This is a genomic window from Erwinia sp. S43 (assembly GCF_016624745.1).
Lineage (GTDB): Bacteria > Pseudomonadota > Gammaproteobacteria > Enterobacterales > Enterobacteriaceae > Erwinia > Erwinia coffeiphila.
Genome location: NZ_JACVTX010000050.1, coordinates 1 through 12,824 on the forward strand (window position 1 = coordinate 1; position 12,824 = coordinate 12,824).

At 59.1% G+C, this 12,824-nt stretch carries 11 protein-coding genes; 7 read left to right on the top strand and 4 right to left on the bottom strand.

Going from position 1 to position 12,824, the window contains the following annotated elements; all coding sequences use genetic code 11:
- The 4 genes from IBT47_RS27175 to IBT47_RS26525 form a co-directional block, all read left to right on the top strand.
- Window positions 1-321, top strand: a 321-nt coding sequence (locus tag IBT47_RS27175) for a hypothetical protein (protein ID WP_234472131.1), incomplete at its 5' end; no start/stop codon positions are given.
- A gap of 796 nt (window positions 322-1,117) precedes the next feature.
- Window positions 1,118-2,611 (top strand): aldehyde dehydrogenase, encoded by a 1,494-nt coding sequence (locus tag IBT47_RS26515; protein ID WP_200564201.1) that lies wholly within the window; start codon window positions 1,118-1,120, stop codon window positions 2,609-2,611.
- A gap of 30 nt (window positions 2,612-2,641) precedes the next feature.
- Window positions 2,642-4,060: an APC family permease gene (locus IBT47_RS26520; RefSeq protein ID WP_200564203.1), complete on the top strand. Its 1,419-nt coding sequence runs from the start codon at window positions 2,642-2,644 to the stop codon at window positions 4,058-4,060.
- A gap of 49 nt (window positions 4,061-4,109) precedes the next feature.
- Complete coding sequence (locus IBT47_RS26525; RefSeq protein WP_200564205.1) at window positions 4,110-5,492, top strand: aspartate aminotransferase family protein; 1,383 nt, start codon at window positions 4,110-4,112, stop codon at window positions 5,490-5,492.
- 39 nt (window positions 5,493-5,531) lie between these two features.
- Here the strand turns inward: IBT47_RS26525 and IBT47_RS26530 are convergent, their stop codons facing one another.
- Window positions 5,532-6,530, bottom strand: coding sequence for an aldo/keto reductase (locus IBT47_RS26530; protein ID WP_200564207.1), 999 nt, complete (start codon window positions 6,528-6,530; stop codon window positions 5,532-5,534).
- Window positions 6,531-6,631: 101 nt separating this feature from the next.
- Here IBT47_RS26530 and IBT47_RS26535 point away from each other — a divergent pair, with 101 nt between their 5' ends.
- Window positions 6,632-7,573: a LysR family transcriptional regulator gene (locus tag IBT47_RS26535; protein ID WP_200564210.1), complete on the top strand. Its 942-nt coding sequence runs from the start codon at window positions 6,632-6,634 to the stop codon at window positions 7,571-7,573.
- Complete coding sequence (locus IBT47_RS26540) at window positions 7,570-8,457, top strand: enoyl-CoA hydratase/isomerase family protein (RefSeq protein ID WP_200564212.1); 888 nt, start codon at window positions 7,570-7,572, stop codon at window positions 8,455-8,457. The genes IBT47_RS26535 and IBT47_RS26540 overlap by 4 nt, the downstream gene beginning before the upstream one ends.
- 69 nt (window positions 8,458-8,526) lie before the next feature.
- Here IBT47_RS26540 and IBT47_RS26545 read toward each other — a convergent pair whose 3' ends face one another.
- The 3 genes from IBT47_RS26545 to IBT47_RS26555 are packed head-to-tail and all read right to left on the bottom strand — an operon-like array spanning window position 8,527 to window position 11,643.
- On the bottom strand, window positions 8,527-9,735 hold the full coding sequence (locus tag IBT47_RS26545; protein ID WP_200564214.1) for a thiolase family protein: 1,209 nt from the start codon (window positions 9,733-9,735) through the stop codon (window positions 8,527-8,529).
- Complete coding sequence (locus IBT47_RS26550) at window positions 9,692-11,209, bottom strand: class I adenylate-forming enzyme family protein (protein WP_200564216.1); 1,518 nt, start codon at window positions 11,207-11,209, stop codon at window positions 9,692-9,694. The genes IBT47_RS26545 and IBT47_RS26550 overlap by 44 nt, the downstream gene beginning before the upstream one ends.
- Complete coding sequence (locus IBT47_RS26555) at window positions 11,209-11,643, bottom strand: thioesterase family protein (protein ID WP_200564218.1); 435 nt, start codon at window positions 11,641-11,643, stop codon at window positions 11,209-11,211. Before IBT47_RS26555 ends, IBT47_RS26550 begins: the two co-directional genes overlap by 1 nt.
- Window positions 11,644-11,689: 46 nt before the next feature.
- Between IBT47_RS26555 and IBT47_RS26560 the strand changes: the two genes are divergently transcribed.
- On the top strand, window positions 11,690-12,676 hold the full coding sequence (locus IBT47_RS26560; protein WP_200564220.1) for a zinc-dependent alcohol dehydrogenase family protein: 987 nt from the start codon (window positions 11,690-11,692) through the stop codon (window positions 12,674-12,676).
- Window positions 12,677-12,824 lie beyond the last annotated feature (148 nt).

Sequence of the window (12,824 nt, forward strand, 5' to 3'; positions counted from 1 at the left end):
CGGGCGGTCCTCGCGCCGCTTCGCGGTGCCTTCACTTCGTTCGTCAGCCTGTCGGATCGGCACTGCGATGACTGGCGGTTTGGTGCTCGCGCTGGCTGGCTGTGGCCCCTGCCGGGCGGTCCTCGCGCCGCTTCGCGGTGCCCTCACTTCGTTCGTCAGCCTTTCGGACCGACGCAGACGCGCGTCCTGCGCGGCTGCGTCTTTCGCCCACTTCCCTGTGGGCGAATCCTGGCTTCCTCGCTACGTTCAGCGCTGCGGATTACCCTTCAGGGGCCACAGTCAGCCCGCTTTCAATTGCAGTGTCGCCTGTCATACCGTTAGCTATTATGTTTTTTAAAGGGGTTATTCTGAGCTAATCAAACTTCATACATTGATAATTAATACCGACACAATCCGATGTTATTCCAGAAGTTATCACCCTATTAGCGACGTTTTGACCTTTCAATGTTAACAACACGGCATAACCTCTTAGCCATACTAACCACATTAGCAGGCACATTTTCATTTCAAACAGTCAGTTCGTAGCTTCATTCCATTGCACCGTAGTGGCCCGTTTATTTTCGCAATTCTCATACCGCTTCAGGCATAGCCCGCGAAACACCATCATTTCCATGCAGCTTCAGGCATGCCCCACCAAACACTATGATCCCCATGAAGTTTCAGGCAGCCAGCACATTGCATGAAGGGGGGCAGCCTCTGCGGCGGCCGGGCAATCCGCAGCGCCGAGGTGCAGGCGGCGGGGCCGGAGAGACCAGCAGGGATGCTGGGCTCAGGCGTGGCGCGGGCAGGACGCCCGCTCCGCGCCGATCCGTAAGACCCGCAGCCGAAACCGAGGGGACCGCGAAGCGGCGCGAGGACCGCCCGGCCGCCGCAAAGGCTGACCCCCGCCCCCCATAGCCACAACCAACTCAGCCAACTCAGCCAACTCAGCCAACTCAGCCAACTCAGCCAACTCAGCCAGAGAATATTCTCCACCACCCGCACTGCCACGGATTTTCATGCTCACCCTATACATTTTTACTAATTTTCGCCCACTCCCCCCGGCGTTAGGATGACACAGGATTTAACAATTTTTAAACATCCTGTCATCTCAACATGCACCAGCGGGGGTAAACCGATGTGGACACAACAGAAGTGGCAGCAGCGCGCGGAACAGCAGCACTTTATCCAACGGGCAATTATCGATGGCCAGAAACTGACCTCGGTCAGTGAAAAAACCTTCGCCGTTATCAACCCGGCAACCCAGCGGCTGCTGGCCGAAGTGGATATCAGCGAGCAGATCACGGTCAATCGGGCCGTTAGCGTGGCACGCCGCTGCTTCGAACGTGGAGACTGGTCGCAGCAGTCACCCGCTTCCCGCAAACAGGTTCTGCTGCGCCTGGCTGACCTGATCATGCAGCATGCCGATGAGCTGGCGCTGCTGGATTCGCTGAGCATGGGCAAAACGGTGACCGATGCCAGGGAGCTGGACGTACCCGGCGCGGCAGGCGTATTCAGATGGTATGCCGAAAGCCTGGACAAACTTTACGGCCAGATAGCCCCCACCGCGCAGAGCGCCGTCGCGATGATTACCCGCGCACCGCTCGGCGTCATCGCCGCCGTGGTGCCGTGGAATTTCCCGCTCGATATGGCCGCCTGGAAACTGGCCCCGGCGCTGGCCGCAGGCAACAGCGTCATACTCAAACCGGCAGAACAGTCACCCTTCTCCGCACTGCGCCTTGCTGAACTGGCGCTGGAAGCGGGCCTGCCGCCGGGCGTGCTCAATGTGCTTCCCGGTAACGGCGAAATCACCGGTAAAGCGCTCGGTCTGCATGAGGATATTGATGCCGTGGTGTTTACCGGCTCCACCCAGGTCGGAAAATACTTTATGCAGTATGCCGCGCAGTCAAACCTCAAACAGGTCTGGCTGGAGTGCGGCGGAAAAAGCCCGAACCTGATCTTCGCCGACTGCCATAACCTTGAACTGGCGGCGGAAAAAGCCGCTGCTGCCATCTTCTTCAACCAGGGCGAAGTCTGTTCCGCCAACTCCCGCCTGCTGGTTGAGCACAGCATTCACCATGAATTCGTTGAACGCCTGCTGGCGCAGGCTCAGAACTGGCAGCCTGGCGATCCGCTTGATCCTGCCAGCCGCGCAGGTGCCATGGTCAGCAGCCGACATAGCGACAGAGTGATGAGCTACATCCAGGTTGCCCGCGAACAGGGAGCAGAACTGCGCTGCGGCGGCGAGCGGTTGACGATTAACGGCTCAAACAATTTTATCCAGCCGACCATATTTACCGGCACCCGTTCCGATATGCAGCTGGTAAAGGAAGAGATTTTTGGCCCGGTGCTGGCGGTGATGCCCTTCGATGGTGAAGAGCAGGCGATCGCCCTTGCCAATGACAGCATCTACGGACTGGCGGCGTCGCTGTGGAGCGGCGATTTAAGCCGCGCGCACCGGGTTGCCCAACGGCTGAATGCCGGCACGGTATCCGTTAATACCATTGATGCTATCGACGTCAGCGTCCCCTTCGGCGGCGGCAAGCAGTCGGGCTTTGGCCGCGACCTTTCGCTGCACGCGTTCGACAAATTTACCCAGTTAAAAACCACCTGGATTCAGCTGTGCCAGTGACCCTCGTTCTCCTGCATAAAGGACAATCTTATGTCGCAAAATACAGACGTATCAGCCAGTAAGCTCGCTTCAGTGAAGCCGGTGGCGAAGCTGGGTTTTCTCTCGCTGATATCCGTTGCCGTTGGCCTGGTGGTATCGCAGGGGGTAATGGTGATGATGCTGCACGCCGCAGGGATCGCCGGGTTAAGCCTGATCCTTCCGCTAACACTGGCCTGGTTGCTGGCGCTCAGCTATGCCTGCTCGTTCTCCGAGCTGTCACTCATGATCCCGCGATCGGGCAGCCTGTGCAGCTATACCGAGGTCGCCCTCGGTCACTTTCCGGCGATCATCGCGACGTTTTCAGGCTATATCGTCGTGGCGATGTTTGCGCTGTCCGCCGAGCTGCTGCTGCTTGACCTGATTATCAGCAAAGTTTTCCCGCACAGTTCACTGCCGCCGCTGGCCGTGGCTGCCGGGGTGTTATTGCTGTTTACCCTGTTCAACCTGATGAACATCGATATCTTCGCCCGCCTGCAAACGGCTCTGGCGGTGATCATGATGATAGTGCTGCTGGTACTGGGTATCTGCGCCATCACCAGCCCGCAGGCGGAAACGGTGCAGAATGTTATCGCACAAGGGAGCCTGGCGCCGCAGGGCTGGGGATGGGGAGCGGTCGCGCTGGTCGCCACTACCGTCTGGGGCTTCGTCGGGGCGGAGTTCGTCTGCCCGCTGATTGAAGAAACCAAACGGCCCCAGCGCGATATTCCGCGCGCGATGATGGTGGGCCTGACGCTGATTTTTATCACCATTATTCTCTACTGCCTCGGTGCCCTGCTGGTGCTGCCGCGATCCGCCCTGACCGGGGACGATCTGCCGCACTTCCTGTTCGCCACCAAAGTGTTCGGTGAAAGCGGCAAGCTGCTGCTGCTCGCCGCCGCCATCACCGCTACCTGCAGCACGCTGAACTCTTCTCTGGCCACTATTCCACGTATGCTGAGTGGCATGTCGCAAAACGGTCAGGCTTTCCCCTGCTTTAACCGCCATAGCCGTAACGGCGTACCGTGGCTGGCGGTGCTGTTTGTTGCCGCGATCACCGGGCTGCCGCTGCTGCTGATGAACGCAGACTCCATCAGCCTGCTGCTGCTGGCCGCCGCAATCTGCTGGCTGCTGGCCTATATCATCACGCATATCAACGTCATCGTATTACGCCGCCGCTATCCGCATCTGCCGCGCCCGTTTCGTACCCCCTTTTATCCACTGCCGCAGGTCCTTGGGATCGTCGGCATGCTGTACGGCATCTGGAACGCCTCCCCCACGCCAGAGATGGCGGGTGAGGTGTTTACCGTCGCAGGCGGCGTGCTGGCCGTAGTCGCGGTTATTGGTGCGCTGTGGGTGAAACTGGTGATGCACAAGCCGCTGTTTGCCCCGGAGCCCATCGAGAAAGCACTGAATCCATCGCTTAAAAGCTAAATCAGGCAGGAAAAACCTGTTGTACCTTACACCGACTGGAGAACAACCGATGAAAAATTACGATACAAAACAGCACAGTACCCAGGACTGGCAGGGTATGGATGCGGCACACAACATCCACGCCTTCGTCGACCAGAAAAAACTGAACGCGGCGGGCCCGCGCGTGATGAACCGCGCTAAAGGGCTTTACGTCTGGGACAATGACGACCGCCAGTATCTGGACGGCATGTCAGGGCTATGGTGTACCGCGCTCGGGTACGGTCGCCATGATTTGATCGACGCCGCCACGCGGCAGATGGAGCAGCTCTCCTATTACAATATGTTTTTCCACACCACCCATCCGTCGGTGATCGAGCTGTCCGAGCTGCTGTTCAGCCTGCTGCCCGACCGCTACAGCCACGTGATTTATACCAACTCGGGATCGGAATCCAACGAAGTGTTAATCCGTACGGCGCGCCGCTACTGGCAGGTGGTGGGCAAACCGCAGAAACGGGTGATGATTGGCCGCTGGAACGGCTATCACGGTTCAACGCTGGCAAGTACCGCGATGGGCGGCATGAAGTTTATGCACGAGATGGGCGGCATGCTGCCGGATATCGCCCATATCGATGAGCCATACTGGTTCGCCCACGGCGGTAATCTGACGCCGGAAGAGTTCGGGCTGAAGTGCGCCCGTCAGCTGGAGGAAAAAATTCTTGAGCTGGGCAGTGGGAACGTCGCCGGATTTATCGCCGAGCCGTTCCAGGGTGCGGGCGGGATGATCTTCCCGCCGGAAAGCTACTGGCCGGAGATCCAGCGCATCTGCCGCCAGTACGATGTGCTGCTGTGCGCGGATGAGGTCATCGGCGGATTCGGCCGCACCGGAGAATGGTTCGCCCACCAGCATTTTGGCTTTGAGCCGGACACCATCACCATCGCCAAGGGGCTGACCTCGGGCTACATTCCAATGGGCGGCCTGATCCTTTCAAGGCGCATGGCGGAAGCGCTGGTCGAACACGGCGGCGTGTTTGCTCATGGCCTGACCTACGCCGGGCATCCGGTGGCGGCAGCGGTGGCGATTGCCAATATCAAGGCGCTGCGCGATGAAAAAATCGTTGAGCGGGTAAAAAATGATACAGGGCCTTACCTGCAACGGAAACTGCGTGAGGTATTTGGCGAGCATCCAATGATAGGCGAGATTCAGGGCAGCGGTCTGGTGGCTGCGCTGCAGTTTACCGCCGATAAAGCCACGCGGAAGCGCTTCGCGAACGAGGATGAGATCAGCTGGCGCTGCCGCAGCTATGGCTTCGAGGAAGGGGTGATTATCCGCTCCACGCAGGGCCGAATGATCATGGCCCCGGCGCTGGTCGCTACCCATGCAGAGCTGGATGAGCTGGTGGAAAAAACCCGCCGGGCAGTGGAACGCACCGCGCAGGAATACAAGATTCGCTAACCTGATGACGGCAGACCACATTTGGTCTGCCGCCTCCCCTTACCGCTCCACCAGCGCAAACTCCTGCTCGCTGTAGCGTTCCCCGGCAATATTCTCCGGGGCAAACAGCGTATTCAGCGTGGCAAGATCGCGGTCGTTAATGACCAGATCGGCCGCCGCGCAGTTATCTTCCAGATGGGCCAGCTGCCGCGCCCCCGGGATCGGCACAATATTCTCCCCCTGCGCCAGCACCCAGGCCAGCGCCAGCTGAGCCGGACTCGCCCGATAGCCCTGCGCCATCTCCGTCAGCTGTACAACCAGCTGCTGATTATGTTCCCACGCCTGCTGCTGGAAGCGCGGCAGATAGCGGCGGAAATCATCTTCGGCCAGCGTGCCTGCGGCCGCCACTTTACCGGTCAGAAAGCCTCGCCCCAGCGGGCTGTAGGGAACAAAACCGACGCCGAGATGACGGCAGGTTTCCAGCAGCCCCTGTTCAGGATCGCGGCTCCACAGCGAGTATTCACTCTGAACGGCAGCGATAGGATGTACCGCCTGCGCACGCTGTAGCGTCTCGCTGGAGATTTCCGACAGCCCCAGATGCAAAACCTTACCTTCGCGCACCAGATCGGCCATGGTGCCCACTACCTCTTCCACCGGCACCGCAGGATCGGGGCGATGCTGATACAGCAGGTCTATCGCCTCAATGCCCAGCCGCTGTAGTGAAGCCTCTGCCACCGCACGGATGTTTTCCGGGCGGCTGTTCACGCCTTTAATGCGCTCCCAGCCCTCGCCTTCATCGGTAATATGGAAGCCAAATTTCGTGGCAACTTTGACCTTACCCTGATGCCCTTTCAGCACACGGCCAAGCAGCGATTCATTGGTAAAAGGACCGTAAACCTCTGCCGTGTCGAGGAAATCCACCCCAAGGTCGAAGGCGCGATGCAGCGTATTAATCGCCTGGCGCTCATCGCTGGCACCGTAGGCAAAACTCATTCCCATACAGCCAAGGCCAATGGCGGAAACCTGCAAGCCTTCAGTGCCTAACGTTCTTTTTTTCATGGTGATACTCCGGTTAACTGGCGATGAAGCAGTTATACTTCTCACGGAATAAATCAACAATTGATGCCATTTAACCGATTTAGTGAAAAATAATCATCAATATGAAAAATCGCACCACGCTCCAGGAACTGGAGATTTTTGCCGCTATTGCCCGCCACCTGAACTTCCGCAAGGCGGCGGAAGAGCGCAACGTTACGCCGTCCACGCTCAGCCATACCATGAACCATCTGGAGCAGCGCATCGGCGTCAGGTTGCTGAACCGCACGACCCGCAGCGTCTCGCTGACCGAAGCCGGGCGCGCTTTTCTCTCACGGATTGAGCCAGCGCTGGTGGATCTTTCCAGTGCGGTCGATGAGCTGAACAGCTGGCGGGCCGATCCGCGTGGGACGGTGCGCCTGAATATGCCGCGCAGCGCCGCAACGCTCTGGCTGCAGCGCATCCTGCTGCCGTTTCGTCAGCGCTACCCGGATATCGCGCTGGAGATCGCCACCAGCGACAGCCTGGTCAATATCATTGAAGAGGGATTCGATGCTGGCGTGCGTTTCGGCGAGGCGATCCCGCAGGACATGGTTGCCATTCCCTTTGGCCCGCCGATACACGGAGCGATCGTTGCCAGCCCGGCGCTGATTGCACAGTACGGTACGCCGCAGCATCCCGAAGGGCTGACGGGCTATCCGTGCATTCAGCGGCGTTTCCCCAGCGGCATGCTGTACAAATGGGAATTTCAGACGGAAGGTAAGGCGTTCGATGTGGCGGTCAGCGGCGATCTGACGCTGGATAACGATATGTTGATGATTCAGGCCGCCCGCACCGGAGCGGGTGCGGCGCTGGTGATGCGCGAGCTGGCGCAGCCCTGGCTGGCCGACGGTTCACTGGTGGAAATCCTCACCGATTATGCCGCAAAGCCTGAGGGGCTCTGGCTTTACTACCCCAGCCGCAAATACCACTCCGCCGCGCTGCGCTGCTTTATTGACTGGGTGCAGCAGATCAATCGGGGCGTGGTAGACTCGCCTGAATCCTTCCATGCAGGAAATCCGCCATGATCGCAGATGAACCGCTAACCCGCTTTGTGCTGGCAGACCGTCCGGCCTCCCACGTGCTGTGCCTGACGCTGCACCGCCCTTCACAGCGCAATGCCTATAACGCAATGATGATTGCCGAACTGGAGCAGTGGCTGGATTACAGCGAGCAGAACCCGGAAATCTGGACGGTGATCCTGACCGGCAGCGGCAGCGCGTTTTGCAGCGGGGCAGATTTGCAGGAGGCGTTTATCGACGGTGGCAAAAAGGTGCGCAACCGCTGCGGCGGCTACAATCCGCTACAGCATCAGCCCCGGCGAAAAATCTGGATCGCTGCCCTGAATGGCCATGCGGTTGGCGGCGGGCTGGAGATGGCGCTGAACTGCGATTTTATCGTTGCCGGCGAGCAGGTAAAAATCGCCCTGCCCGAGGTGACGCACGGCCTGCTGCCGCTCGGCGGAGCCATCGGCCAGCTTGCCGCCAGACTGCCGGTGAATATCGCCCGCGAACTGCTGCTGACCGGCGAAGCTATCGATGCACCGCAAGCGCTGGCGCTGGGACTCTTCAATCAGCTCACCGCGCATGACGACCTGAAGGATGCAGCGCTGGCGCTGGCGGCGCGCATCAATCGCAGCGCCCCGCTGGCGGTGCAGGCGTGCAACGCGCTGCTGAAACAGCATCTGCGCACCACCGCTGATGGTGAGGATACACAGCAGAGCTCCCCTCTGCCCTCCACCGACGACGGTGAGGAGACACATTCTCTGCCCTCCACCGGTGAGGATTCGCAGCAGAAAGCCCCTCTGCCCTCCGCCGACGAGGTGCTACGCCAGCTTCAGCAGAGCGAAGATTATCAGGAAAGCCTGCGCGCTTTTAGCGAGCGCCGCCCGCCACAGTGGCGTGGCAGATAACGGCGGGTAATTCTGCACGAAGCACTGCGGTAGTTTTGAAATACCCTTCTGACGAGAGTAAAGCTCACTCTACAGCGCCTGTGCACGGAACAGCGCGCTCAGCCCCAGGCCGCCCGCAATTCCCAGCATCGCCAGGCCAAAACCGTCTTCGCTCTCCGCCGTCTGTACCAGTTGGCTAAACAGCCGCGTTACCATGATCGCCCCGGACGCGCCGTAGGGATGGCCGAGCGCGATAGCCCCACCCTGGCGGTTAACGCGCTGCTCGTCGATGCCCAACGCATCCAGTGAGCCCAGCACCTGAGCGGCAAAGGCTTCATTAAACTCAATGGCGGCAACGCGGTCGAGGTTCAGCTGTGACTGCCTCGCCAGTAGTTTTTGCGTGGCGGGAACCGGACCCAGCCCGAGGTAGTTGGGGTCCACTCCGGCGCTACAGGCATCAATAAAGCGCAGCCCGCGTACAAAACCACACTCGCGCGCCAGTCGGCGGCTCATGACCAGCAGCAGCGATGCCCCGTCGTTCAGCGGGCAGCAGTTGCCCGCCGTCACGCTGCCGTCGGCGGCAAAGGCAGGCGGCAGCGCGGCCAGCCGGTCAAGCGAGGTTGTCGGGCGCGGGCATTCATCCTGCGCGATCGTCTGCCCCGCCACGTTCAGCGGCACGATCTCATCGCGGAATGCACCCTGTTGCTGTGCGGCAACCGCACGCTGATGGCTGCGCAGGGCAAAACGATCCTGCCGTTCGCGGCTGATGCCGCAGCGGCGGGCCACGTTTTCCGCCGCTTCGCCCATATCCGGGTCACCGATATCGTCCGGGGAAAAACGCGCACGGCCGTAAAAACGCGGCTGCTGCTTCAGCGAGCCGGGCTTCTCTACCCGCCACGGCGCGGTACTCACGCTCTCAACGCCACCGGCCAGATAGCATTCTCCCGCCCGCGCCTGGATCAGACGACAGGCGTTGATCGCCGCCTCCAGTCCGGAACCGCACTGGCGGTCGACCGTCACCGCTGGCACCGCCAGCGGCAGCCCGGCACTGAGCGCCGCCAGACGGGCAATGTTGCCGCCGCCGCCGGTCGCATTGCCGATAATCACCTCATCAATGGCACTGAATCCCTGCGGTAAGGTGGCAAGCAACCGGGTGAACAAGGGTGCCAGCAGTGCTTCCATTGGCAGCCCGGCCAACATACCGTACGCCTTACCTACCGGCGTGCGCACCGCAGCGACAACCACCGGTTGCCAGTCATCTTCCGGCTGATAGTTCAGTGAGATCGGTTCTGAGGTCATGATTTGCGATCCTTATTTCCAGCCCGGCACGTTTAATTTTTCCAGCCGGCGTTAACGGCCAGTGGCTGATGTGATAATAGTGGCGTGGCAATTTGTATTTCGCCAGATGCTCGCGGCATATTTTCGGGATCGTTTCCGCCAGCGTTAATTCCGCCTCAAGAATAGCGACGATCTTTTTCCCCAGGTAATTATCATCAATGGCAATAACCATCGCTTCTATAACACCCGGGATCGCTTTGATCGTCGTTTCTATTTCTGACAGGTAAATATTATTACCGCCGCTGAGGATCATATTTCCCCGGCGGCCGATAATATGCAGGTTCTGCCGTTCATCCAGATAGCCGATATCCGATACCGTGGCACCCCAGGGTGTTTTTTTAAATGCGCCGCCGTCATCACCCCATAAATATCCCTCGATAATCTGCTCGCTGCGAATAAAAATCCGCCCCGGTTGATTCATCGCCACCGGCACATCATCATCGTCGAGGATTTCAATGGTGGTCCCCGGAAAAGCCTGCCCAACGCTGGCCAGAGAGTCGCTGATGCTGTCGTCGTTCAGTGTGGAAACGGCGACAAATCCCAGCTCCGATGCACCGTAATACTCCTGCATCCGCGCTGCGGGAAACAGCGCCCTCGCCTGCCGATAGTGGTTCAGCTCCAGCTTGGCTCCGGCACTGAGCAAATTACGCAGGTCGGGAAACGCTTCCCCATCAGCCACGCGGGCAAAACCGGCAATCATCGTTGGCACCACCACCAGTCGCTGGATCTGCTGCCCGACGATCAGCGCCAGCGCGGCATCGGGCTGCCACTTGCCGAGGCTGTAGAAGCAGCCGCCCGCGTACAGCGTTTCATTCAGGCAGTAGAGGCCAATGCCGTTCGACAGCGGGCCGGGAAACAGCGTTGAGGGCGCATCCGTCAGCTGAAAGATCGCCTCGCCGTTTTCAAAGCTGCTGCGCCAGGAGCGGCGCGATCGGACAAACGCCTTCGGCAGGCTGGTGGTGCCGGAGGTGAAATTGATCAAAAACGGCGTGGTATCATGCATTCCCTGACTGAATGCGGGCCGATCTTCGGTAACAGAAGGAGCACTTTCCAGCCAGCCATCCACCGCCAGCCAGTGGATCTGTAGCGCATCGGCCAGCGCGATCGTCGCCCGATCCTGCTGGTTTAACAGCAGCAGACCCGGCTTAATGCGGCTCAGCATTTCGCGCAGCTGTTCGGCTGGCAGCAGCGGGTCTATGATTGCCGCAGTGAGAGGCTGTGCGGTTGCCGCCAGCCAGGCTATCGGGAAAGCAATCGCATTGCCGGTCGCTATCGCCACGGTATGGCCGTTCGGGGACTCACTGAGAATAAACTGATACAGTGCCTGCGAGCGCTGCCACAGCTGTAACCAGCTCAGCGTCTGGCCATCGATATTCACCGCGATGGCGTGGGGATGTTTTTGGGCATGCTGCTGAACTCTGTCGTGAACCGGCATCAGGCTCCTGCCCCTGGCTGCGGAAAGTGATGGATCAAGGCCTTACGGGTTTCTTCAGGGATCGGGCAGGGCTTATTATCGGCAGGGTTGATGCAGACCCAGACTAATTTTCCTTCGGCAGCCAGAATATCCCTGCCCTGTAAATTCAGGTGAATAGAAAATATTAAGCTGCTGTTACCGAGCTTCTCAATGAATACCTGAGGCTCTACCACATCGTCGACCGATAATGGGAAATGAAAGGTCGCTTCACATTTTTTTACGTGATAAACCACACCGGCCGTCTGCGGGCGAAATAAGGCTAAAATATCTGCACGGCGAAAGGCATTAACCACGGCATCTTCACAATAATCCAGGTAAACTGAATTATGGACGTGACCATTCAGATCGATATCACGCATTGATACGCGAAATGTTTCACTATTATACTGCTGCATAAAAATCATCAACCTGTAAACCAGAAGCTACTAAAGAAAATATACCATGAAAGAGAGTTTATTCACCAGAGCGATGGTCCGCGAGTTCGGTAATATCAGAGATATTCTGCGGCTGGAATCCGGTGAGCAGAGCGAATTAGCTGCCGGTCAGGTACGGGTTAAGATGGCATGGGCGACGATAAATCCCTCTGATATTATTACTATTTCCGGTGCCTATCGTTCACGTATTACCTTACCTTTCGTTCCCGGTTTCGAGGGCATGGGGCATATCGTTCAGAGCAACGACCCTTCGCTTCTGCCCGGTCAGCGGGTGCTGCCGGTGGGCAGTATGGGTGCCTGGCAGACCTATAAGGACAGCGATGCGCAGTGGTGTTTTACCCTGCCCGATTTCGTCAGTGATAAAGAAGCGGCAACCAGCTACGTGAATCCGATGACCGCCCTGCTGATGCTGACGGAAGAGCTGCACTTTACGCCCGGGATGCGGGTAATCATCAATGCCGCCAACTCGGCGATTGGCAAGATGCTGATCCGCATTGCCAGCCACCTGGGCATCAGGGCAATCGCCATCGTGCGCAAGGCGGAGAACCTGGCACTGTTTGACGACTTTCCCGTTGAGAGTGTGCTGAACAGCAGCAGCCCGGATTATCCGCAGCAGCTGGCGGCGCTTCAGCGCGGCGGCGGCGTGGAGGCAATTCTGGACTGCATCGGCGGTGAAGAGTCGCTGTCGCTGGCTGAGGCGCTGATGCCGGGTGGGCAGTTTATTCACTATGGTCTGTTGTCCGGTCAGCCGATCCCTCCGACGTTCTGGCGCAGCCGCCCGGATATTCGTTTTTCTAATTTCCATTTACGGTTGTGGGTACACGGCCACGAGAAGGCGCTGGTGCAGCGTCGGATTGATGAGGTGATGGCGCTGATCCGCGATGGGGTGATTGCCACCGAGGTGGTAGCCGAGTTTGCGCTGGCGGATATTCATCAGGCGGTGGATGCGGTGTTGTCCGGGGCGCTGAAGGGGAAGATTCTGCTGAAGCTTTGAAGGGCTGCGATGTTTACAGCTTGGGACGGTTGCGCTGGCTGGCAGTGCCCCGATCGGGCGGTCCTCGCGCCGCTACGCGGTCCCTTCACTTCGCTCGTCAGCCTCCCGGACCGCCACAGACGGGCCGTCCTGGCCCGGCTGTGACTTT